This is a genomic window from Nocardioides glacieisoli, assembly GCF_004137245.1.
Lineage (GTDB): Bacteria > Actinomycetota > Actinomycetes > Propionibacteriales > Nocardioidaceae > Nocardioides > Nocardioides glacieisoli.
Genome location: NZ_SDWS01000006.1, coordinates 255005 through 277146, shown reverse-complemented (window position 1 = coordinate 277146; position 22142 = coordinate 255005). Strand labels below are relative to the sequence as shown.

Sequence of the window (22142 nt, the reverse complement as noted above, 5' to 3'; positions counted from 1 at the left end):
CGTCAGCAGGAGCCCGAGGCGTAGCCGACGCTGACGTCGGTGTCTCCCTCGTGGAAGAGGCCTCCGTCGTAGGCGACCTCGAGGCACCCGGCGATCGAGTCGTCGTCCACGCCCGTGAGCTCGTAGTACTCCTGGATCCCGTAGGACTCACCGAACGGCGCGTCCTCGTTGACCGTCCGCGCCTCCCGCATCCGCACGTCGTCGCGCCCGAGCGCCTCCTCGATCGCAGTGATGCCCGGCGAGCTGTACTTGCCGTACTCGCCAGTGAGCTCGCGTGCCGCAGCGTCACCCGCGGAGTCGAGCCGGTCCTGGCTCAGCGGTGCCACCGCCCCCACGGTCGCGGCGATCGCTGCGACCGTGAAGCCCGCGGCGGCGGCGCCGGAGACGACCCGCCCGAGGGCGAAGCTTGCCTCGGACGGCTCGTTGGCCTCCGGGTGCTTGAACTGCCAGGCGGTGGTGGAGTACCAGAGCTTGCGTGGATCGACCACCGTCAGGAGGATCAACAGGATCGCCACGAGCCACAGCACACCGGTCATGGCAGGGCACCTCCCCGCCCGGAGGTGGGCTCAAACGCCCGGCGCGCAGGCCCTCACGACATCCGGCGCAGCACCCCGACCGGCACGTGCTTGACCACGAACCCCAGCGGCGCCCAGGGCCACGCCGGGACCCGCGCGGACTTCTTCTCCTTCTCGATCGCCTCGACCATCGAGCGCACCCCGCGAGCCGTCGAGGAGACGAGCGGTGTCTTCGCGGACGTGCCCGACATCTCGGACACGATGTAGCCGGGGTAGAGCACGGTCACCTTGATCGGGGTGCCGTGCACGTCGGCTCGGAAGCCCTCGGCGAGGTGGGCGACGGCGGCCTTGGTGGCGGCGTACGTCGTGATGTTCTTCGGCATCCCGCGCAGCGCGGAGAAGCTGGAGACCATCACGAGCTGGCCGCTGTTCTGCCGGCGGAAGATCGCTGCGGCCGCCTCCGTCTGCGCGAGGGCGCCGATGAAGTTGGTCTGTGCCGTGGCGAGGTTGGCGTTGAAGCGGCCGGTGCCGAGCGGCTGGCCCTTGCCGAGGCCGGCGTTGACGACGACCTTGTCGAGCCCGCCGAGCTCCTCGGCGAACTCGTCGAAGACCAGGAAGACCGCGTCGTGGTCGTTGACGTCCAGTGCCTTCACGGCGACGCGGACCGAGGGGTGGGCCGCCGCGATCTCGGAGCGGAGCGAGTCGAGCCGGTCCGTGCGACGTGCGCACAGCGCCAGGTCGTAGCCGAGGTCGGCGAACTGGCGGGCCATCTCGGCGCCGAGGCCGCTGCTCGCACCGGTGATGAGGATCGAGGGCATCGAGCGTCCTAGCGGTAGGTGAGCAGGTCGGGGGAGAGGTGGTCGTGCGCGTTGAAGGCGACGAGGGTCGTGCCGCGCCCACCGCGCACGATCGTCGAGGTGCCGGTGTTGATCGAGACCGGGTTGAGCCGCAGCCAGAGGTCGGTGCGAGCAGGGAGTTCGTCGGCCAGGAGGGAGGCGACGGTCCATGCGATCGCGCCACCACTGGTCAGCACGACGGCTGTCCCGCGCGAGGGCAACGACCTGGTGAGGCGCGACATCGAGGCATCGACGCGGCCGGTGAAGGCGGCAAACGACTCGTCGTACGCCTCCTCGTGCTCGCCCGACGTCCAGCGACGTGTCGCCTCCTCGAACCAGCGCTGGAAGGCAGCCTTCTCCGACTCGCCCTCCCGCGCGGTCGGTGAGTCGTGGACGCCGAGCACCTGCTCGTGGTCGAACTCGTTCCAGCCGGCGTCGACCACCGGGGCCGCCGTCCAGCCGGCGCCCTCGAGCACGCCGGCCGCCGTCTCGGCATGGCGGCGCATCTCGCCCACCACGACGACGTCCGGCGTGACGCCGCGCGCGGCGAGGGCAGCACCCAGCACCCGCGACTGCTCGTGGCCGGTCGGGGAGAGGACGTCGTAGTCGGCCGCGCCGAACGACGCCTGGCCGTGCCGGACCAACAGGATGGAGCTCACCGGGCGATCAGCCCGTCGAGCCGACGGCCGATGATCTGCACGGCCGGGCCGAAGAGGGCGTACATCTCGTTGCTGGTCTGGCCGTGGAAGTAGCGGTAGTAGATCTGCTGCGCGATGACGGCCATCCGGAACAGCCCGAACACCTCGTAGAACCGCCACTGCTCGGGTGTCACGGTCCGACCGGTGCGCTCGGCGTACGCCGCCACGAACTCGTCGCGGGTCAGCATCCCGGGCAGGTGGGTGGGCACCCGCCGCATCATCTGGAACTCCTCGGTGTCGTCGGCCTGCACCCAGTAGGCCATCGACCCGGCGAGGTCCATCAGCGGGTCGCCGAGGGTCGCCATCTCCCAGTCGAGCACGCCGACGACGCGGGTCACGTCGTCGGCGGACAGCACGAGGTTGTCGAGCTTGAAGTCGTTGTGGATCACGCAGTTCGCCACGTCGTCGGGCTGGTGCGCGTCGAGCCACGCCATCACCGTCTCGAGGTCGGGGACGTCCTCGGTGCGGGCGTTGCGGTAGCGCGTCGACCAGCCCTCGACCTGGCGACGGACGTAGCCCATGCCCTTCCCGAGGTCGCCGAGGCCCGCGGCAGCCGGGTCGATGCCGTGCAGCTCCGCGAGCACGTCGACGGCATCGAGGCACAGGGCGCGTGCCTGCTCGGCGGAGAGCGGCACGTCGGCCGGCCACTCGCTGCGCGGGATCACGCCGACGATCCGGTCCATCGCGTAGAAGTCGCCGCCGACCACGTCGGCGTCGTCGCAGAAGGCGACCATCGGCGCGACGTAGTCGAAGACCGGCGCGAGCGCCGACTGGATGACGTACTCCCGGTGCATGTCGTGCGCGCCCCTGGCCTTCGTGCCCTTCGGTGCGCGGCGGACGATGAGGTCGCGGCCCGACGGGAAGCGCAGCAGGTAGGTCAGGTTGGACGCCCCGCCCGTGAACTGCTGCACCGACGGCTCGCCGTCGAGGCCCTCGGGCGTCGCGGCGTGGGACCGCAGCCAGTCCGCCGCCCGCGCGACGTCGAAGGCGTCCTCGTCGCGCACCTCGCGCGCGCCGGACACGGCGGTCACGAGCCCGCCGCCTGCAGCTTCGCCGCCTGGTCGCGCATCACCGCGTCGTAGGCGGGCCGGTCGGCCCACTTGAGGAAGTACGCCTGGCGCGCGGGCTCGTCGGGCACGATCACGTCGTCACCGGCGTCCATCCCGGCCAGCACGGCGGCGGCGATGTCGTCGGCGGTGATCCGGGAGCGCTCGACGAGACCGCCCACGACCTGTCCGACCAGCTCGTCGCTGCCCTGCATCGAGTCCATCAGGTTGGTGCGGAAGTAGGACGGGCACACCACGCTCGCCCGGATGCCGTACGACGCCAGCTCGTGGCCGCAGGTCTCGGTGAACGCCACGACCGCGGCCTTCACCGCGTTGTAGGAGCCCATCCCGCCCGGGTGCACGAGGCCGGCGAGCGAGGCGACGTTGACCAGGTGCCCGGAGCCCTGCTCCTTGAGCATCGGCACGAAGGTCTGCGTGCCGCGCACCAGCCCGAAGAGGTTGATGTCGGTGATCCACTGCCACTCCTCGAGCGTGCAGCGGTCGACCCGGCCACCGCCGGCGACCCCGGCGTTGTTGACCAGGACGTCGAGCCCACCCCAGCGCTCGCGGACGGCCTCGAGGGCTGCGTCCCAGTCGGCGTCGGAGGTGATGTCGAGGACCAGGTCGATCCCGTCACCCGCGACCCGGTCGGTGGCGAGCACCTCGTCACCGCGTGCGCGGAAGGCGGCAGTGAGGGCGGCGCCCAACCCCGACGCCGCGCCGGTGACGAGCACCCTGCTCACGAGGTGTACTTCCCGAGCTCGATCTTCGCGATCACGTTGCGGTGCACCTCGTCGGGTCCGTCGGCGAGCCGCAGCGACCGGGCGCCGACCCACGCGTTGGCGAGCGGGAAGTCGTCCGACATGCCGCCGCCGCCGTGCAGCTGGATCGCCATGTCGATCACGCCGAGCGCCATGTTGGGCACCTCGACCTTGATCTCGGACACGGCGGAGTAGGCCTCGCGGCTCATGCCCTGGTCGAGCAGCCAGGCGGCGTGCATGACCAGCAGGCGGGAGCGGTTGATCGCGATCCGCGCGTCGGCGATCCGCTCGCGGTTGCCGCCGAGGTTGGCGATCGGCTTGCCGAAGGCGGTGCGCGACACGGCACGCGCGCACGCGAGCTCGAGCGCCCGCTCGGCCAGCCCGATGGCGCGCATGCAGTGGTGCACGCGGCCGGGGCCGAGCCGGCCCTGGGCGATCTCGAAGGCGCGACCGGGACCGAGCAGGACGTTGCCCACCGGGACCCGCACGTCGGTGAAGGACACCTCGCCGTGGCCGAGCGGCTCGTCGTAGTAGCCCATCGTGGTGAGCATCCGCTCGACCTTGACGCCCGCGGCGTCGCGGGGGACGAGCACCATCGTGTGGCGCGAGTGCCGGTCCGCGTCGGGGTCGGAGAGGCCCATGAACACGAAGATCTTGCAGTCCGGGTTGCCGACGCCGGTCGACCACCACTTGCGCCCGTTGATCACGACCTCGTCGCCCTCGATGCGCGCCGTGGCGGCCATGTTGGTCGCGTCGGAGGAGGCGATCGCGGGCTCGGTCATGCAGAAGGCGCTGCGGATCTCGGCGCGCAGCAGCGGCTCGAGCCACTGCGCGCGCTGCTCGTCGGTGCCGTACTTCAGCAGCACCTCCATGTTGCCCGTGTCGGGCGCGTTGGAGTTGAAGACGAGCGGCGCCAGGAACGAGCGACCCATCACCTCCGCGACCGCGGCGTAGTCGACGTTGGTCAGCCCCTCGCCGCCGTCGGTGCCGAAGTCGGCGGCGTACGACCCCGCGTGCTCGGCCGGCAGGAAGAGGTTCCAGAGTCCCTGCTCGCGCGCCTTGGCCTGGAGCTCGGCGATCACCGGGTCGGGCGTCCAGTTGTCACCGCCGCTCTCACGGAGCCGGGTGATCCGGTGGTGCGCCTCGGCCTCGATCGGCTCGACCTCCGAGGTGACGAACGCGTGGACGCGCTCGCGCAGGTCGGCGGCGCGCGGGGAGAGGGAGAAGTCCATGCCATTGACCTTCGCACACTGTTGAGCAATGCTCAATAGCGTGTCAGACACCGCAGTCCGCAGGAGGCTGAGCGCCGACGACCGGCGCCGGCAGCTGGTGGCCATCGGCCTGTCGAAGATCGTCGAGACGCCGATCCAGGACCTCTCGCTGGACGACGTGGCCGCCGAGGCGGGGATCTCGCGCGGCCTGCTCTTCCACTACTTCCCGACCAAGACCGACTTCTACCTCGCCTGCATCGCCGCCGCCGGGCGACGGATGCTGCGCACCACGGCGCCCGACGAGGAGCTGCCGGGGGAGCAGCAGGTCGAGATGGTCACCCGGCTGATGGTCGAGCAGATCGAGCGCCGTCGTGACTTCTACCTCGCGCTGGTCCACGGGCACGGCGTCGCCGACCCGCGCGTGAGCGAGGTGATGGAGTCCGTGCGCGACGGCAGCACGGACCGGGTGGTGGCGGCCCTCGGGGTCCCGGAGCGCCAGCGCGACGTCGTTCGCGCGTGGTGGGCCTACACGGAGGACCGGGCGCTCACCTGGTCGGCTGTGCCGACCGGCGAACGCCCGGTCCCGGTGTCGGAGCTGGTCGCGGAGTGCGTCGCCGCGCTCCACGCCCTGCTCTCCCTGAAGACGTGACAGTCGGTCCTACTTCGTGACGCGGCCCGTCACGCTGAACCGCTGCTTGTCGTCGAGCGGCTTGCCCTGGCAGGCCAGGACGGTCTTCCTGCCGCAGTTGTAGCGGGTGGAGCCGTTGACGAGCGTCACCGAGACGGCGCTCACCTTGCGGTTGTCGAAGGCGACCGACTTCCGGCCGTCGCCGCCGCGGTTGAGGCGCACCGTCTTGACCTGGCGCTTGCCGTTGAGCAGGTAGACCACCACGACGGCGGACGGCGAGGTGCGCTTGACGGGACCGTTGACGGCCAGCGACAGCTTCCACTTCTTGCCGGAGAGACCGCGGCCGGGAGCGTAGATGTACGACGCGGAGGCGAGGTGGTTGACCTTGGCGCCGAAGCGCTTCGTGCGCTTGCCCTTGCTGAGCTGCTTGCCACCGCGGACCTTGGGGAACGCGTACTCAGCGCCCTCGGGGTAGTTGGCGGCGGGCGTGAGGTTGCCGGCGGCGAACTTCGCGTAGACCTTGGTGAGCCCGCCCTTCTTCCTCAGGACCTTCTGCAGGGCGGTCATGCTGTACTTGCCGCCGTCCTTCTTGAGGGATCCGGCCTCGTTCCACGCCTTCTTGACGATGCCGATGCCGTAGTTCTTCGACAGGTACTCCCAGAAGACCCAGTTGCCGTACTGGTAGCCGGCCTTGGTGCTGAACGCGTCGAGCGGCACGTAGGGCGCGTAGATCTGGCTCCACGGGAAGTACTGGCGGTTGTCGTTGACCTGGGTGGCGATGCGCTCCTCCATCCAGGTCGCGGTCGACTCCATCATCCACGGGTCCTCGGCGTAGTCGTACGCGTACTGCACCGCGTGGAAGAACTCGTGGGCCGCGGTCACGGTGAGGTTGTCCGTCGGGGTCGCGGTGCCGGGGAACTGTGCGGCCGAGAAGTCGTTGTCGAGCACGCAGTAGCCGGAGCCGGTGCGGTTCTTGACCTGCTTCTCGCCGGCGCAGAAGCCGTAGATGTCGCCGCCGAGGTCCTTGAGGTAGACGTCGAAGAGCGGGCTGCCACCGCGGACGCCGTCGGTCAGCGGTGCGCGGTAGCCGAGCTGGTCGACGATGCTGCTCCACACGGAGTCCATCACCGCGAGGTTCTGCGCGGGCCACTCGGGCGTCGGCGGGGCGTCGGTGCCGGTGGCGACGTAGTGGAGGCAGAGCCGGGTGTTGCAGAGGGGTGCGGCCTCCGGGACGGTGTAGCCGAAGCCCTGGTCGTCGCCCGCGCCGTCGGTGGGGCGGGCCAGGAGGGAGTTGGCGAGCTCGCGGTCCTTGCCGCGCAGCTCGGACTTCTTCAGCCACAGGTCGCGCAGCGCGAGGGTGGCGGACGGGTCACGCCGCAGCGCGCTGCCGCTGAGGACCCGGCGCGCGGTGGCGAGCGTGTCGGAGGCGGTCTGCTCACCGAAGGCGGGCGGCGCCTCCTCGTCGGGATCCAGCTCGAACAGGTCGTCCGGCGACAGGATGCCGGCGGAGCCGGGCACGACCCGTCGGTCGGATCGGGTGTCGTCGGCGGCGACGGCCGGCGCGGAGAGAGCCGCGCCACCCATCAGTGCCACGGCGACAACAGTGGTGACGATTCGGCGCATGGTTCCCCTCGTGGTCGGTGTCTCGCAGGCGACCCTAACCCGCGCAGGTGACAGGCCGGTTCACAGATCAGCGATGTGCTCGATGATCGCCGTGGTGGAGATGGCGGGCGTCCGCTCGAGGTAGACGACCTCGCAGACGTCACCCAGCTCGTCGAACTTGCCGGCCCAGTCGTCGCCCATCACCAGGACGTCCGCGCCGTGCTCGACGACGTAGTCGCGCTTGAGCTCGAGGCTCTCCTCGACGAAGACCTCGTCGACGACCTTGAGGGCACCGACGATCGCGAGCCGCTCGCGCTGGCTGAAGATCGGGGCACGGCCCTTCTTCCGCTCGTTGAGGGCGTCGGCCGAGACGCCGACCACGAGCCGGTCGCCCAGGGCAGCGGCGCGCTCGAGCACGCGCAGGTGTCCGACGTGGAAGACGTCGAACGTGCCGAAGGTGATGACGGTGCGAGGCATGCGCGGCATTCTGGCACGCGGTTCTGGGCACGGTCGGGGAGGATGGGAGACATGGCCGCGACCTCACCGCCGATCTCCCTCATCACGCCCGATCCGGGTGCCGACGAGGCGCGACGCCGCGGCCTGCGGCAGATGCGTACGGTCGCGGTCGGCCTGCTGGTGTTCGCCGCCTGTGTGTACGTCGCCACGCTGGGGCGCGACGGCTTCTGGGGCTTCGTGAACGCGGGCGCCGAGGCGTCGATGGTCGGCGCGATCGCCGACTGGTTCGCCGTCACCGCGCTCTTCAAGCACCCGCTCGGCCTGCCCATCCCGCACACCGCGCTGATCCCGCGCCGCAAGGACGAGCTCGGCAAGGGGCTCGAGGAGTTCGTGGGGGAGAACTTCCTCCAGGAGGCGGTGATCCGGGAACGGGTCGCGGCCGCGACGATCTCGGCGCGGGTCGGCGACTGGCTCAGCGACCCGGCCAACGCGCGCCGCGTGGTCGACGAGGCCTCCGACGTCGCCGCGATCGCGCTCGGCAACGTGCGCGACGAGCACATCGCCGACCTGGTGACCGAGGCGCTGGTGCCGCGGTTCCGCGAGGAGCCGATCTCGCCGCTGCTCGGCACCACGCTGATGGAGGTGCTGCGCGACGACCTGCACCACGGCGTCGTCGACCTCGTCGTCGACGAGATGCACCGCTGGCTGGTCGACAACCCGGACACGTTCGCCCGGGTGCTCGGCGAGCGGGCGCCGTGGTGGGCGCCGCCCAAGCTCAACGACGCCGTCACCACCCGCATCCACTTCGAGGCCGTCCAGTGGGTCGAGGACATCCGCGACGACCCGCACCACCGCGCCCGCGAGGCGCTCGACTCGATGCTCGGGCAGCTCGCGCACGACCTGCTCAACGACCAGGAGACGATGGACCGCGCCGAGGGGTTCAAGAACCGGCTGCTCGAGCACCCCCAGGTCGTCACGACGGCCATCTCGCTCTGGAAGGCGATGCGGTCGGCCCTGCTCGGCTCGGTCCGCGACCCTGAGGGCGCCGTGCGCCGGCGCCTGCTCGAGGAGCTCAACCTCTTCTCCGGCCGGCTGCGCGAGGACGCCGCGCTCCGCGAGCGGCTCGACCGCACGGCGGCCGATGTCGCCGTCTTCATGATCTCTCGCTACGGCGCGGAGCTGACCACCGTCATCACCCACACGATCGAGCGCTGGGACGGCAAGGAGGCGGCGCGCCGCATCGAGCTGCACGTCGGCCGCGACCTCCAGTTCATCCGGATCAACGGCACCATCGTGGGCGGGCTGGTCGGCGTGGCGATCCACGCCGTGAGCTTGGCCGTCTGAGCGCCGCTATCGACGGCAGGGCTTCATCACGGGCATGACCCGCGTCCTGCCCTGGACGGCGTGGGAGTACGCGTCGTCGAAGTGGGCCAGGTACTGGTCGTGCAGCCAGCGGTTGCCGAGCACCCGCAGCATCACCTCGTCGTTGTAGAGCAGGCCGCCGCACGTCGTGTTGGAGGTCCCCGTGACCACGAGGTCGGTGACCTTGCCGCGGAAGCGGGCGTGCGCGACGAGCATCTTGTCGTGGGTGAGCACGGTCTTGACCGCGGAGTCCGGGATGTCGCCGGTGGGCTGCGGCGACTCCATCCAGTTCTCCACCGTGTCGCGCGAGGTGACGATCCGGACCTTGCAGCCCGCCTTGGACAGGCGCGCGAGCTGGCGGCGTACGTCGTCGCGCTGGATGACGGCGAACATGGCCGAGACGCGCGAGCCCTTCGGGCACGACAGGTCCTGCAGCGTAGACAGCAGCAGGTCGCCGCGGTTGGGGTAGACGGTCGCGGTGATCGGCCCGTTGGACCACACCTTGTCCCGGTCGTCCCACCGCTTGCCACCGGCCTTGGTGCTCTGCGCCTCGAGCCGCGCGAAGTAGTCGAGGCCGAAGGCGTAGAGACCGGGGTCGTCGATCTTGAGCATCGAGTTGTACTGCCGGTACTGCCGGTCCTCGAGGTTGGCCGACGACGTGATGAAGGACTGCACGCCGCCGATCTCGGTCACGTAGAACTTCAGGTGCTGCACGTCCTGGCTGTCGGGGTAGGGCCCGGGCGCGCGCCACGGCAGGCAGGCCCCGTCGCAGATCGTGACGTTCGTGCGGGCCGGGTCCTGCTCCTCGAGCACCTTGATCAGGCGGCGCCCGTGGCGGTTGAGGCGCAGGTCGTCGTCGCCGACGAGGTAGACGACCGCGCCGCGCCGCTGGGCGGCGATCAGCGCGTCGGTCGGCGGCTTGATGTCCCAGCGGAACATCGCGACCCGGATCGTGTCGCCGGGTCCCGCAGCGTCGAAGAGGGTGCTCGCGCGGCCGAGCACCGTCGGGTCGGCGCGCACCGTCGGGGGAGAGGTGAAGCAGACCTCGATCCCGGACTGGGTGAAGCAGCCGGACTTCCCCCGGGCCGCGGCGGTGCCACCCGAGGCGGCGGTGGTGGACGTGCTCAGCGTGGCCAGCCCCAGGAGGCCGGCCGCGAGCAGGGTGATCCAGCGTCGGGTCCGCATGGTCGCCAAGGGTAGGTGAACTGGTTCACTGGACCCATGAGCTCCACCCCGGGACCTGAGCCCGTCGACGTACCGATCCGCGACGAGTCCATCCGGCTCGGTCAGTTCATGAAGCTCGCCAACCTCGTCGAGAGCGGCGCGGAGGCCAAGCCCGTGATCGCCGACGGCGCCGTGCTGGTCAACGGCGAGGTCGAGACGCGCCGAGGCCGCCAGCTCGCCCCAGGTGACGTGGTCACGCTGGGCGGGCAGGCGGCCCGGGTCGCCACCGGAGAGGTCGAGATCGACGTCCCCTGGTGACGAGGTCGTGAACGGCTACTTCACCTCGCGGTGCAGCACCCGGTAGGTGCCGATGGCCAGCGGCAGCAGCACCCAGACCGCGGCGGACGTCGCCAGCCGCGCCCAGTCCTGACCGACCATCTCGCCCTCGAAGAGCGGCGCCATCACGGTGTCGAGGTTGAGCCACCGGCCGACCTCCTCGAGCGAGGAGATGGCCACCGTGGCGATCGACCAGACGGTCGGCAGCACCAGCACGGAGACGATGGCGACCGGGGTGTTGAGGAACAGCAGCCCGAACGCGACGCCCTGGAGCACGAAGACCAGCAGCGCGAGCACGGTGCCCCCGGCGATCGCCGCGGTGACGTCCCACTCGCCGGTGCCGCCGGCGACGTTGGCGAGTGCCGACGCGACCACGGCCGCGGCGAGCACCACGACGGCGAGGCTGAGGGCCGCGAGGGCCTTGGCCAGCACGACGCGTCCGCGACGTGGTTCGAGGACGAAGGTCACCAGGCCGGTGCGCTGCGACCACTCGGCGGTCGCGGCCATCACGCCGATGATCGGCAGCAGCATGGCGAGCGGCAGGGTCGAGAGGCCCAGCAGGCCGCGGAACGACGCGTCCTCGGCGGGTCCCCAGATGACGAAGCCGGCGAGGATGAGGGCCGCCGCGGCGGCCATCACGATGACCATCCAGCGCCCGGAACGGGTGTCGACCATCTTGCGCAGCTCGGCACGGTAGGTCCGCGAGAACGGGACGCCCGGCCTGCCCTCCAGCGGCGTCGGCGCCGGGGCGGCGATGCTTCCGCCGACGACGGGAGTGGTGTCGGTCGTGGTGCTCATGCTGCGTCTCCTTCGCGCGAGGTGGCGGCCGTGAGGCCGAGGAACATCTCTTCGAGGCCTTCGGAGCCTCCGGACCGCAGCTCGAGGAGCACGACCCTCTCGTCGGCGGCGATCTTGCCGACCACGCCGGGCTCGGCGTCCACGACGAGGCCCGACCCGCCCGAGCCGATCGTGGTGACGGGGACGTCGGCGCGCTCGAGCAGGGCAGCGAGGCGTACGTCGTCGGTGGAGCGCACCGTGGTGCCCCCGCGGCTGAGGAGCTCCTCCTTCGAGCCCATCGCCACGATGCGGCCGCGGCCGATCATCACCAGGTCGTCGGCCACGATCTGCACCTCGTGGAGCAGGTGGCTCGACAGCAGCACGGTGCCGCCGCCGTCGGCGAAGCGCCGGAGCAGCCCACGCATCCAGTGGATGCCCTGCGGGTCGAGGCCGTTGGCCGGCTCGTCCAGGATCAGGACCTGCGGCTCGCCGAGCAGGGCCGCGGCGATGCCGAGCCGCTGGCGCATGCCGAGCGAGTAGTTGCGGACCCGGCGGCCCGCTTCCTCCTCGGTGAGGCCGACGAGGCCCAGCACCTCGTCGACGCGCGCCTTCGAGACGCCGATGGAAACGGCAGCGACACGCAGGACCTCGCGGCCCGTACGACCCGGGTGCTGCGCCGAGGCGTCGAGCATGACGCCGACCTGGCGGCCCGGGTTGTGCAGCTCGCGGTAGGTCTGGCCGAGCAGGGTGGCGCGGCCGGAGGTGGGTGGGGTGAGGCCGGTCATCATCCGCATGGCGGTCGACTTGCCGGCACCGTTGGGTCCGAGGAATCCGACGACGCTGCCGGGACGCACCTCGAAGGAGATGTCGTCCACGGCGGTTAAGCCGCCGTAGCGCTTGGTGAGGTTCTCGACTGTGATCATGGCTCCACCCTCCGCGAGCGGACGGGTCCCGGACATCGGGCGCAGGGGTCGGCGGGGTCCACCCCAGGTATCGCCCGTCGACGCAGGACGACACCTTGGTCGGACGTCCGGCTCGACCCTCCGGCCCTACTCTCGGGGCATGTCGAGCGACCAGGACGAGCCCGTGCAGCGCAGCGGGCGCCTCGGCGTCGCGTGGCGCTACGGCCTGGCGGCGCTCATCAGCCTCTTCGTGTGGGGGGCGCCGGTGGTCGGCGCGGGGGAGCGGGAGACCGATCCGGTGCTGATGTGGTTCCTGATCGGGGACCCGCTGCTGGGGCTCGTGTCGTTCGGGCTGATCCGCTGGCGTCACCGGCGCCCGGTGCTGGTCGCCGGTCTCCTGACCGCGTTCTCGTTCGTCTCCGCGGCGTCGGCCGGCCCGGCCTCGTGGATCATCGGCTCCCTCGCCGCGCGACGGCGCTGGCGGCTGGTCGTCGTCATCGGTTTGCTCAGCGTGACCGCCGGCGTCGTGCTCGAGCGGATCGGCATCGGCGACGACGCCCTGCCGCTGTGGGTGTCCGCCGCCTTCGGGGCCCTGGTCGTCGGCATCCTCGTCGCGACCGGCTACGCGATGTCCTCGCAGCGCCAGCTCGTCGACTCCTACCGTGACCGCGCAGTCACCGCCGAGCGGGAGCAGGTCGCGCGCGTCGCCCAGGCGCGGGCGGCCGAGCGCACCCGGATCGCCCGCGAGATGCACGACGTGCTCGCCCACCGGATCTCCCTGGTGGCCATGAACGCCGGGACGCTGAGCTATCGCACCGACCTGTCGGACGACGAGCGGGCCGCGACCGCCCGCTCGATCGAGGACAACGCGCAGCGTGCGCTGAGCGACCTGCGGGCGGTGCTCGGGGTGCTCCGCGACCCCACCCAGCCCACCGACGGCACGCCCGAACGGCCGCAGCCCGGCATCGACGACATCGCCGGACTGGTGGCGGAGGAGGCGGCGGGCGGGATGCGCGTACGTCTCTCGCACCGGGTCGAGGACGAGGTGCCGGCCGCCACGGGTCGCACGGCCTTCCGGATCGTCCAGGAGGCACTCACCAACGTGCGCAAGCACGCGACCGGGACGGCCGTGACGGTCGACCTCGCCGGCACGCCGGACGACGGTCTCGTCATCGTCGTGCGCAACGCTGCGCCGGTGGGTCCGGTCGTACGACCCTCGCTGCCCGCGTCGGGCCTGGGCCTGATCGGCCTGGCCGAGCGCGCCGAGCTGGCGGGCGGCCGGATCAGCCACGGCGAGGACGGCACCGGCGGCTACTCCGTGCGGGCGTGGATACCGTGGACGTCGTGAGCAGCGAGGGGGCCCCGATCTCACTGGCCGTCGTCGACGACGACCCGATGGTGCGCGCCGCCCTCGCGATGATGCTCGGCGGCAGCTCGGGGATCAGCGTGGTGGCCGAGGCCGCGGACGGCGAGGAGGCGCTCCGGGTGGTCCCCGGCTCCGGCGCCGACGTGGTGCTGATGGACATCCGGATGCCGGTGCGCGACGGGCTCAGCGCGACCGAGGAGCTCCTGCGCACCCACCCCGACCTGAAGATCATCGTGCTGACGACCTTCGACACCGACGACATGGTGCTGCGTGCCCTGCGCACCGGCGCGGCCGGCTTCCTGCTCAAGGACACCAAGCCGGCCCGCCTCGTCGAGGCGATCCGCAACGTCGCGGCCGGTCAGCCGATGCTCTCGCCGAGCGTGACCGCGCAGCTGATCGCTGCGGTCACCCGCGACGACACGGGGAAGGCGACGCACGACCGCGCTCTCGCTGCTCGTGCGGCCCTCGCGGAGCTCACCGAGCGGGAGCGCGAGGTCGCCGAGGGGGTGGCCCGCGGGCTGAGCAACGCCGAGGTGGCGGCCGAGCTCTTCATGGGTGTGCCGACGGTCAAGACCCACGTCGGGCGGATCTTCGCCAAGCTGGGCGTCGAGAACCGGGTGCAGGTGGCGATCCTGGTCCACGACGCCCAGGCGAGCGGCTAGCGGACCTCGAGCAGGTCGACGACGAAGATCAGCGTCTCGCCCGGCTTGATGGCACCACCGGCGCCACGGTCGCCGTAGCCGAGGTGCGGCGGGATGACGAGCCGGCGGCGACCGCCGACCTTCATCCCCTGCACGCCGGTGTCCCAGCCGGAGATGACCTGGCCGATGCCGAGGCGGAACTGCAGCGGGTCGCCGCGGTTGTAGGACGCGTCGAACTCCTCGCCGGTGGAGTGGGCGACGCCCACGTAGTGCACCGACACAGTGGAGCCGGACGTGGCCTCCGCGCCGTCGCCCTCGACGAGGTCGGTGACCTCGAGGTCGGTGGGCGCCTCGCCCATGTGGGGGTCGACGTCGGGCTTCTGACTCACAGTTACTCCTTCGATTGACTTCAGGTCTGGTGGACGTAGCTGTCGAGCTGGTCGCGCTCGAACTCGAGCTCGCCGATGCGGTTCTTCACCACGTCACCGATGCTGATGATGCCGGTCAGCTTCCCGTCGGCGACCACCGGGACGTGCCGGATGCGGTGCTCGGTCATCGTCTGCATGAGGTCGGTGAGGCCGTCGTCGCCCGCGCAGGTGCGCACGTCGGCGGTCATGATCTGGCTGACCGGGGTCTCGAGGACGTCCGCGTCGGCGTGCAGACGACGTACGACGTCGCGCTCGCTGACGATGCCCGTCACCCGCTCGCCGTCGTCGCTCACCACCAGCGCACCGACGTTGTGCTCGGCAAGGAGGGCGATCAGCTCGCGCACCGTGGCGTCCGGACCGATGGTCACCACTTGGTGGCTCGGCTTGGCCTTGATCACGTCGTTGATCTTCATCGACCAACCGTAGCCAAGTTCAGTCGAGGACGGGAGGTGCCTGGCGCTCCCGCAGGCTGCTCACCGTGCCGGGCCCGCGGCGCGGGACGTCGGGATCGGTGTCGTCGTCGCCCATCGAGCCCAGGAACGACAGCGCTGCGTCGTGCAGGTGGCCGTTGGTGGCGAGCGCGTTGCCGCCCCAGGGCCCGTCGGTGCCGTCGAGCGAGGTGAACATCCCGCCAGCCTCGCGGACGATCACGTCGAGCGCAGCCATGTCGTAGAGCGCGAGCTCGGGCTCGGCGGCGATGTCGACCGCGCCCTCGGCCAGCAGCATGTAGGACCAGAAGTCGCCGTAGGCGCGGGTGCGCCAGCAGCGACGGGACAGGGAGATGAAGTCGTCGAGGCGGTCGCGCTCGTCCCAGCCGGACAGGTTCGCGTAGGACAGCGACGCGTCCTCGAGGCGGCGTACGTCCGAGACCTCGCACTTCGTCGCCTTGAGCAGCGACCGGCCGGTCCAGGCGCCGTTGCCCGCCGAGGCCCACCAGCGGCGCTGCAGCTGCGGTGCGGAGACGACGCCGAGGACGACCTCGTCGTCGACGGCCAGCGCGATGAGGGTGGCCCAGACGGGCACGCCGCGCACGAAGTTCTTGGTGCCGTCGATCGGGTCGACGATCCAGCGGCGCTGGCTGTGGCCGGTGGTCCCGTGCTCCTCGCCGATGACGGCGTCGCGCGAGCGGACCCGCGACAGCGTGCGGCGGATGCCCTCCTCGACGGCCTTGTCGGCGTCGGTGACGGGCGTGAGGTCGGGCTTGCTCATCACGTGGAGGTCGAGGGCCTTGAACCGGGCCTGGGTGAGCGAGTCCGCGTCGTCGGCGAGCACGTGGGCCAGGCGCAGGTCGTCGGTGTAGTCGCGGGAAGCCGGACCGGTGATGGGCATGTCCACAGGTTATTGCCAGAAAGCCGCCCTACCCTGCACGCATGGAACTCAACGGTGTGCCGCTCCACCCGCTCGTGGTCCACGCGGTCGTCGTCCTGGGCCCGCTCGCGGCGCTCACGGGACTGGCGTACGCCTTCGTGCCGAGGTGGCGCTGGCTGCTCCGGTGGCCGCTGGTCGTGCTAGCGGTGGTGACCGCGGTCGCGGCCCTCCTGGCCGTCGCGGCCGGTGAGGACCTGCTGGCCGCGCGCCCCGAGCTGGCGCCGCTCGTCGAGGAGCACGAGGAGTGGGGCGAGTGGCTGCGCAGCGTGGCCGCGATCTACGCGGTCGTCTCGCTGGTCGCGGCCTGGGCCCTCGGCGGCACCTCGGCGCTGGCGTCGGGCAAGGGCGCACGGGAGACCCGGTTCGGCATCCCGGTCGCGGGAATCCTCGTCGTGGCGGCGGTCGGCCTGCTGGTCCTGCTGTTCCTCGCCGGTGACTCCGGCTCGCGGGCCGTCTGGGGGTAGGTGCTACCAGTCGGTGGCGCTGCGCGCGGCGAGCAGCCGGCGGAACGAGTCGACCCGGTCGGGGTCGGTCTCGCCGGACGCGACGGCCACGTCGAGCCCGCACTCGGGCTCGTCCGTGCCGTGGGTGCAGCCGCGCGGACAGTCCTCGGTCATCTCCTCGAGGTCGGGGAACGCCTCGATGAGGTTCTCCGGCTGCACGTGCGCCAGCCCGAAGGAGCGGATGCCGGGGGTGTCGATGATCCAGCCGTCGCCGTCGGGCAGCTCGAGGAGGTAGGCGCTGGTGGAGGTGTGCCGGCCGCGTCCGGTGACCGCGTTGACGATGCCGACCTCGCGGTGGGCATCGGGGATCAGCGCGTTGACCAGCGTCGACTTGCCGACGCCGCTGTGCCCGACGAGCACGCTCGTCCGGCCGCGCAGCCGGTCGCGGAGCTCGGTCAGGTCCGGGGCGGCGTCCCCCTCCTGCCGGGCCTTGAGCTGGGTCACCACCCACGGCACCCCGAGCGAGCGGTAGGTCGACAGCAGGGTCTCCGGGTCGGCGAGGTCGGCCTTGGTCATGCAGAGCAGCGGGGCCATCCCGGCGTCGTACGCCGCCACGAGCGCGCGGTCGATCAGCCGCGGGCGCGGCTCCGGGTCGGCCAGCGCCGTCACCACGACGAGCTGGTCGGCGTTGGAGACGATCACCCGCTCGACCGGGTCGTCGTCGTCCGCCGTGCGGCGCAGGGTCGTCGTGCGGGGGACGACCTCGACGATGCGGGCCAGCGACCCGTCGTCGCCGCTCATGTCGCCGACCACGCGCACGTGGTCGCCGACGACGACGCCCTTGCGACCCAGCGGGCGCGACTTCATCGCCATCACCCGACGGCCCTCGAACAGCAGCGTGAAGCGGCCGCGGTCGACCGTCACGACGCGGGCGAGGACGGCGTCGTCGTAGGACGGCCGGTCCTTGGTGCGCGGACGGGTGCGACGGCGCGGCCGCTCGTAGTGCTCGTGGTCGTGCTCGGAGTAGCGGTTCGTCACGCCGAGCCGCCTGATGGACCACCCAGCACCGCGGTGCTCCACGCGCCGGCGAAGTCGGGGAAGGTCTTCGAGGTGGTCGCGACGTCCTCGACCAGCACGCCGTCGACGGCGAGGCCGAGGATGACGCCGGCATGGGCCATCCGGTGGTCGGCGTAGGTGTGGAAGACGCCGCCGTGCAGCGGCGCCGGCGTGATCGACAGCCCGTCCTCGCGCTCGACGACCTCGGCGCCGAGACGGCCGAGCTCGGTGGCCAGCGCGGTGATCCGGTCGGTCTCGTGGCCGCGGATGTGCGCGATGCCGCGCAGGTGCGACGGTGAGTCCGCCAGCGCGCAGAGCGCGGCGACCGCCGGGGTCAGCTCGCCGACGTCGTGCAGGTCGAGGTCGACCCCGGAGAGCCGCGCCGGGCCGGACACGGTCAGCCCACCTCCGGACAGGCTCACCTCGCACCCCATCAGCGCGAGGATCTCGCGCAGCTGGTCGCCGGGCTGCGTCGTGCTCCCCGGCCAGTCCCGCACCGTGACCGTCCCGCCGGTCGCCGCACCGAGCGCGAGGAACGGCGCCGCGTTGGACAGGTCGGGCTCGATGTCGTGGTCGACCGCCTTGACCGGACCGGGCGCTACGGCCCAGCGGTTGGCGTCGGAGTCGTCCACCTCGACCCCGTGCTGGCGCAGCATCTGCACGGTCATCTCGATGTGGGGGAGCGAGGGCACCGGCTTGCCGACGTGACGGACGTCGACGCCGTGCTCGTAGCGCGCACCCGCCAGCAGCAGCGCCGAGACGAACTGCGACGACGCGCTCGCGTCGATCGTGACGGTGCCGCCGGGGACTGATCCGCTACCGGCCACCGCGAACGGCAGGGCGCCGCGGCCGCCGTCGTCGACCGTCACGCCGAGCGCGGCGAGGGCGGTGAGCATCTGGCCGACGGGCCGCAGTCGCATGTGGGGGTCGCCGTCGAAGCCGACCGTGCCGCGGGCCAGCCCCGCGACCGGCGGCACGAACCGCATGACCGTCCCGGCCAGGCCGCAGTCGACCTCGGCGTCGCGGTCCCACGCACCCGGGGTGGCGGCCCAGTGGTCGTCGGCGTCCTCGATGCCCGTGCCGAGCGCACGCAGCGCCGACGCCATGAGGAGGGTGTCGCGCGAGCGCAGCGGACGGCGTACGACGCTCGGGCCGTCCGCGATCGCGGCGAGGACCAGCGCGCGATTGGTGAGCGACTTGCTGCCGGGCAGCGAGACGACGCGCTCGACGGGGCCGTCGGGGCGCGGGGCGGGCCAGGGGTCGGGCAGGTCGCTCACCCGCGAAGACTATCGATCAGGTGAGCTGGGCCTTGGCGAGACGTGCCTCGCGGCGGGCGTCCTTGGCGAGCACCCGCGCCTCACGACGTACGTCCTTGGCCGCGCGGCGGGCCCGCCACGCCAGGCCGGGCTTGCCCTCGGTGTCGACGCCGGCGAGGAGCAGGCCGCCGAGGATCGAGGTGTTCTTGGCGAACTGGAGGCGCTGCATGGCCTTGGCCTGCGGGTCGGTCTCGTCCCAGAACGCGTGGCCGGCCAGCGTCGTCGGCACGAGCGAGGCGGCGAGCACGGTGGCGCTGAGCCGCGGGGCGCGACCGGTGGCCAGCGCGGCGGCGGCGAGGATCTGCGCCCCGGCGTTGATCCGCACGAGCGTCGCGGCGTCGGTCGGGATCGGCACGCTGGGGGCGGCCTGCTGGGCGAGCGGGACCACCCGGTCGGTGATCTTCTTGGCCTTCTCGGCGTGCGCGTCGGTCTTGCGGAGGGCGTTGACGCCACCGACGACGAAGATCGTGGCCAGCATCGGACGGGCGAGCAACCGGGTGATCGTCATGCGTCCCTGTCTACACGATGCGTGAGGAGGGCGCTCCGTCCGGAGGGGTGCCGGGATGGGCGCCGGTCAGCCGAGGTCGGCGCGCCAGGTGTTGTTGCCGGAGTCGGCGTCCTGCTCCGCCGCGGTCAGGCTCGCCGACACGCGCGCGCCTCGTGGGGCGACCACCTCGAAGCTCACGGGGGACAGGTCGGCGCCGGAGATCTGGCACGTCGCACGTGCCTTGGCGTAGGTGCAGCGGCGATCGGTGGTGCGGACCACCTCGGCGTCTGACTCGACGACGAGCGTCGCGCTGCTGGTCGCCGGCAGTCCCGCGACCCGCAGCACCACGGCGTACGTCGGACGCGCTCCGCCGACGCTGCCGCCGAGGGACGGGTCGGGCACGACCGGCGGCGGCGGCGTGGGCGTCGGGGTGACGGTCGGCGTCGAGGTGGGGCTGGAGGTCGGCGACACCACGGTCGGCTGCGACGTGGGGGTGGCCTTGCCCGTCGGCGTCGGGGTCGGGCTGGAGGTCGGGCTCGACGTGGGGCTCGCCGTCGGCGACCCGGTCGGGCTCGAGGTCGGCGAGCTGGTCGGCGAGCTCGTCGGCGACGAGGTGGGCGAGTCGGTCGGCGTCTCGGTGGCCGTGGGCTGGGAGGTCGGCGACGGGCCGTCGGTGGCGTCGGTGGTCGTGCCCGCGGTGGGCTCGTCCGTCGGGTCGGTGAGGAGGTCGACCTCGTCGCCGGGCGTCAGGACGACGGCGGCGGGCGACCTGTCCGAGCGGGTGCCGTCGGCATCCGGGGAGGTCGCGCTCGACGCTCCGGCGGTCGCGGACGACACCTGGTCGCGGGCAGCAGCGGGGTCGGGACCCGGGTCGGGCGCGCGGGTGGCGATCGCGATGCCGCCGGCCACGATCACCGTGCTGGCGGCGACCCCGGCGACCGCCGCGGTGGCCGCGTTGCCCGCGACGAGGTCGCGCACCCGACCGACCAGGAGCGACAGGCCGACGGGCACTGAGCCCCCGGCGGCGGCCGCGCCGAGGTAGGCCGAGGCCACCCCGCCGAGCAGGAGCGGCGCCAGCAGGGCGCCGAGGTTGGAGTTGACCTCGGTGAGCTCGAGGTAGACGGCCATGCACGGGCGGCACTCGTGGAGGTGCTCCTCGACCTTGGCGCCGTCGCGGCGCGAGCTCGACCCACGGACGTAGGCACCGAGCTGGCCGTGGGTCCACCGGCAGGTGTCGGCCTCGAGCTCGGCGGCGTGCTGGGTGAGGAAGGCCTCGCGCAGGCCCTCGCGGGCCCGGTAGGCGAGTGCGGAGACGGAGTTGGCGCTCATGCCGAGGATCGGCGCGACGTCGGCGGGCTTGTCGCCCTCGACCTCGGTGTGCCACAGCACGAGCTGCCAGCGCTCGGGGAGCGAGGCGAATGCCTTGGCCGCGGCGGCGCTCTCGAAGCCCTCGACGGCGGTGTCGACGAACGGCACGCCGGGGTCGAAGGCCTCCATGTCGTCGGTGGTGGTGAGTCGCGCCGTTGCCCGGATCTTGTCGACCTGCAGGCGGCGTACGGAGGTGAGCAGGTAGGCGCGGAAGGCCACGTCGGGACCCCCGCCGCGCTGGAGCACGCCGAGCACCTTGATGAAGGCCTCGGAGACCAGGTCGTCGGCGTCGGCGGGTGGCACGAGCTGCCGGGCGAGGCGTCGCGCAGCGTCGACGTGACGCTCGAAGAGGGTGCCGTAGGCGTCGACGTCCCCACCGCGGACCGCCGAGATCAGCTCGGCGTCCCCCGGTGCCTCGATGCTGGTAGCAGCACTCATGTCAACGGATGCTTCCCGGAAAAACTCCCTGGCCCACGCCAAGGTGCCCTCGAACTGTAGTCCTCCACGCCGGGATCGGGTGTCCTTCGGCAAAATCCGGAAATCCGGGTCCGGTCTGCGTCATGCGGGGCGATGGCGACCGTCACATCGATGAGCAGGACACATCGAAGGGGGGTTGCCGTGAAGATCTTCGCCACACGTGGGCGTCGTCTTGCGGCACCCGGTCCTGGGGTGGGTGGGCCAGCGTCTCCCGTGCGGTCGGGGTTGCCGCACCGGTACGAGGCGCTGGGGGAGGCACTCACCGCAGGATCGGATGTGCTGGGGGCATGTGCCGTCGCGGGCGAGGACCTCGCCCGCGACGGTGCCTCGATGCAGGAGGCGCTCGAGGGGATGCGCGACACCTGGCGACAGGCCGCCGACGGCGATCCGTCGTACGACGCAGTGAGCACGCTCGTGACCGCGTGGAGCGAGACGACCCTCGGTTACCTCCACCAGCTCTCGTGCGACGACCCGCTGACCGGGCTCGCCAGCCAGGCACACCTGCGCAGCCGGATCTCCGAGCTCTACCGGGTCGCCGACGCCTCCGGGCACGCGCTCGTCGTCGTCGCCCTGCCGTTGGGCGACGACCCGTCCGACGAGGCCGGGGACCACTTCACCCGCGCCATGCGCATCGCGCGAGCGGGCGAGCTGGCGCGCACCGTCTTCCCCCGCGACGAGACCATCGCGCGGCTCGGCGTGCACCGGGTGGGGATCCTGTGCCGCCGCGACGAGCGGCTCGGTCGCCGGGTCCGGGTGCTGGCCACCCTGCTCGAGGGCTCGCCGGAGGACATCCCGGTGCGGCTCTGGATCGAGGGCCTGCCCGGCACCGATCACTTCGCCGGCTCGCTGCTCGACGAGCTCGCCCGCGGCTGAGCGTCCCCAGGTCCCGCTAGGGTCG

At 72.0% G+C, this 22142-nt stretch carries 25 protein-coding genes; 7 read left to right on the top strand and 18 right to left on the bottom strand.

All coding sequences use genetic code 11. The annotated features are described in order from the left end of the window. Positions 1-2: 2 nt before the first annotated feature. From EUA06_RS14765 to EUA06_RS14740, 6 genes are read right to left on the bottom strand one after another with little or no spacing between them, the layout of a single operon-like run. Positions 3-536 carry a DUF6199 family natural product biosynthesis protein gene (locus EUA06_RS14765; RefSeq protein ID WP_129477101.1) on the bottom strand — a complete coding sequence of 178 codons (534 nt, stop codon included), beginning with the start codon at positions 534-536 and terminating at the stop codon, positions 3-5. A 53-nt stretch (positions 537-589) separates the two neighbouring features. After that, positions 590-1333: an SDR family oxidoreductase gene (locus tag EUA06_RS14760; RefSeq protein ID WP_129477099.1), complete on the bottom strand. Its 744-nt coding sequence runs from the start codon at positions 1331-1333 to the stop codon at positions 590-592. Between the two features lie 8 nt (positions 1334-1341). Next, positions 1342-2010 (bottom strand): histidine phosphatase family protein, encoded by a 669-nt coding sequence (locus EUA06_RS14755; protein WP_129477097.1) that lies wholly within the window; start codon positions 2008-2010, stop codon positions 1342-1344. Continuing rightward, positions 2007-3080, bottom strand: coding sequence for a phosphotransferase family protein (locus EUA06_RS14750; RefSeq protein ID WP_207208366.1), 1074 nt, complete (start codon positions 3078-3080; stop codon positions 2007-2009). The genes EUA06_RS14755 and EUA06_RS14750 overlap by 4 nt, the downstream gene beginning before the upstream one ends. After that, complete coding sequence (locus EUA06_RS14745; RefSeq protein ID WP_207208365.1) at positions 3077-3838, bottom strand: SDR family NAD(P)-dependent oxidoreductase; 762 nt, start codon at positions 3836-3838, stop codon at positions 3077-3079. The genes EUA06_RS14750 and EUA06_RS14745 overlap by 4 nt, the downstream gene beginning before the upstream one ends. Next, positions 3835-5088 carry an acyl-CoA dehydrogenase family protein gene (locus EUA06_RS14740; protein ID WP_129477093.1) on the bottom strand — a complete coding sequence of 418 codons (1254 nt, stop codon included), beginning with the start codon at positions 5086-5088 and terminating at the stop codon, positions 3835-3837. The genes EUA06_RS14745 and EUA06_RS14740 overlap by 4 nt, the downstream gene beginning before the upstream one ends. 40 nt (positions 5089-5128) lie before the next feature. On the opposite strand from EUA06_RS14740, the gene EUA06_RS14735 reads away from it, so the two are divergent. Then, entirely contained in the window at positions 5129-5716 is a 588-nt protein-coding gene (locus tag EUA06_RS14735; protein ID WP_242498167.1) for a TetR/AcrR family transcriptional regulator, read from the top strand. A 9-nt stretch (positions 5717-5725) separates the two neighbouring features. Here EUA06_RS14735 and EUA06_RS14730 read toward each other — a convergent pair whose 3' ends face one another. After that, complete coding sequence (locus EUA06_RS14730; protein ID WP_129477091.1) at positions 5726-7318, bottom strand: MXAN_6640 family putative metalloprotease; 1593 nt, start codon at positions 7316-7318, stop codon at positions 5726-5728. A gap of 60 nt (positions 7319-7378) precedes the next feature. Further along, positions 7379-7774: an FAD synthase family protein gene (locus EUA06_RS14725; RefSeq protein WP_129477089.1), complete on the bottom strand. Its 396-nt coding sequence runs from the start codon at positions 7772-7774 to the stop codon at positions 7379-7381. Positions 7775-7825: 51 nt separating this feature from the next. Between EUA06_RS14725 and EUA06_RS14720 the strand changes: the two genes are divergently transcribed. Next, a complete protein-coding gene (locus tag EUA06_RS14720; protein ID WP_129477088.1) occupies positions 7826-9097 on the top strand; it encodes a DUF445 domain-containing protein in 1272 nt (423 codons plus the stop codon). A gap of 6 nt (positions 9098-9103) precedes the next feature. On the opposite strand, the gene EUA06_RS14715 is transcribed toward EUA06_RS14720, so the two are convergent. Continuing rightward, the gene (locus tag EUA06_RS14715) at positions 9104-10300 is read right to left on the bottom strand and encodes a phospholipase D-like domain-containing protein (RefSeq protein ID WP_129477086.1); all 1197 of its coding nucleotides are present in this window, start codon (positions 10298-10300) and stop codon (positions 9104-9106) included. A gap of 36 nt (positions 10301-10336) precedes the next feature. Between EUA06_RS14715 and EUA06_RS14710 the strand changes: the two genes are divergently transcribed. Next, the gene (locus EUA06_RS14710; protein WP_129477084.1) at positions 10337-10597 is read left to right on the top strand and encodes an RNA-binding S4 domain-containing protein; all 261 of its coding nucleotides are present in this window, start codon (positions 10337-10339) and stop codon (positions 10595-10597) included. Between the two features lie 15 nt (positions 10598-10612). On the opposite strand, the gene EUA06_RS14705 is transcribed toward EUA06_RS14710, so the two are convergent. Together EUA06_RS14705 and EUA06_RS14700 are read right to left on the bottom strand one after the other, a co-directional pair. Beyond that, complete coding sequence (locus EUA06_RS14705; RefSeq protein ID WP_129477082.1) at positions 10613-11413, bottom strand: ABC transporter permease; 801 nt, start codon at positions 11411-11413, stop codon at positions 10613-10615. After that, on the bottom strand, positions 11410-12315 hold the full coding sequence (locus EUA06_RS14700) for an ABC transporter ATP-binding protein (RefSeq protein WP_129477080.1): 906 nt from the start codon (positions 12313-12315) through the stop codon (positions 11410-11412). Before EUA06_RS14700 ends, EUA06_RS14705 begins: the two co-directional genes overlap by 4 nt. Before the next feature lie 139 nt (positions 12316-12454). On the opposite strand from EUA06_RS14700, the gene EUA06_RS14695 reads away from it, so the two are divergent. Further along, positions 12455-13642: a sensor histidine kinase gene (locus EUA06_RS14695; RefSeq protein ID WP_129477078.1), complete on the top strand. Its 1188-nt coding sequence runs from the start codon at positions 12455-12457 to the stop codon at positions 13640-13642. After that, positions 13639-14322 (top strand): response regulator transcription factor, encoded by a 684-nt coding sequence (locus tag EUA06_RS14690; protein WP_242498166.1) that lies wholly within the window; start codon positions 13639-13641, stop codon positions 14320-14322. The genes EUA06_RS14695 and EUA06_RS14690 overlap by 4 nt, the downstream gene beginning before the upstream one ends. Here EUA06_RS14690 and EUA06_RS14685 read toward each other — a convergent pair. Genes EUA06_RS14685 through EUA06_RS14675 form a run of 3 tightly spaced genes read right to left on the bottom strand, consistent with a single transcriptional unit; the run spans position 14319 to position 16058 of the window. After that, positions 14319-14660, bottom strand: coding sequence for an FKBP-type peptidyl-prolyl cis-trans isomerase (locus tag EUA06_RS14685; protein WP_129477256.1), 342 nt, complete (start codon positions 14658-14660; stop codon positions 14319-14321). The two genes, EUA06_RS14690 and EUA06_RS14685, sit on opposite strands and share 4 nt — an antisense overlap. A 50-nt stretch (positions 14661-14710) precedes the next feature. Next, positions 14711-15142, bottom strand: a complete 432-nt coding sequence (locus EUA06_RS14680) for a CBS domain-containing protein (protein ID WP_129477076.1) — start codon at positions 15140-15142, stop codon at positions 14711-14713. A 19-nt stretch (positions 15143-15161) separates the two neighbouring features. Next, positions 15162-16058: an inositol monophosphatase family protein gene (locus tag EUA06_RS14675; RefSeq protein ID WP_129477074.1), complete on the bottom strand. Its 897-nt coding sequence runs from the start codon at positions 16056-16058 to the stop codon at positions 15162-15164. Positions 16059-16099: 41 nt separating this feature from the next. Here EUA06_RS14675 and EUA06_RS14670 point away from each other — a divergent pair, with 41 nt between their 5' ends. Next, a complete protein-coding gene (locus tag EUA06_RS14670) occupies positions 16100-16561 on the top strand; it encodes a DUF2231 domain-containing protein (RefSeq protein WP_129477072.1) in 462 nt (153 codons plus the stop codon). Positions 16562-16564: 3 nt separating this feature from the next. Here EUA06_RS14670 and rsgA read toward each other — a convergent pair whose 3' ends face one another. The 4 genes from rsgA to EUA06_RS14650 form a co-directional block, all read right to left on the bottom strand. Continuing rightward, positions 16565-17578, bottom strand: coding sequence for a ribosome small subunit-dependent GTPase A (rsgA, locus tag EUA06_RS14665; RefSeq protein WP_129477070.1), 1014 nt, complete (start codon positions 17576-17578; stop codon positions 16565-16567). Then, complete coding sequence (aroA, locus tag EUA06_RS14660) at positions 17575-18873, bottom strand: 3-phosphoshikimate 1-carboxyvinyltransferase (RefSeq protein ID WP_207208363.1); 1299 nt, start codon at positions 18871-18873, stop codon at positions 17575-17577. The genes rsgA and aroA overlap by 4 nt, the downstream gene beginning before the upstream one ends. A gap of 16 nt (positions 18874-18889) precedes the next feature. Then, entirely contained in the window at positions 18890-19420 is a 531-nt protein-coding gene (locus EUA06_RS14655) for a DoxX family membrane protein (RefSeq protein ID WP_129477068.1), read from the bottom strand. Positions 19421-19486: 66 nt separating this feature from the next. After that, a complete protein-coding gene (locus EUA06_RS14650) occupies positions 19487-21205 on the bottom strand; it encodes a sigma-70 family RNA polymerase sigma factor (RefSeq protein WP_129477066.1) in 1719 nt (572 codons plus the stop codon). 315 nt (positions 21206-21520) lie between these two features. On the opposite strand from EUA06_RS14650, the gene EUA06_RS14645 reads away from it, so the two are divergent. Further along, a complete protein-coding gene (locus EUA06_RS14645; RefSeq protein ID WP_129477064.1) occupies positions 21521-22117 on the top strand; it encodes a nucleotidyl cyclase domain-containing protein in 597 nt (198 codons plus the stop codon). The last annotated feature ends 25 nt before the right edge of the window (positions 22118-22142 follow it).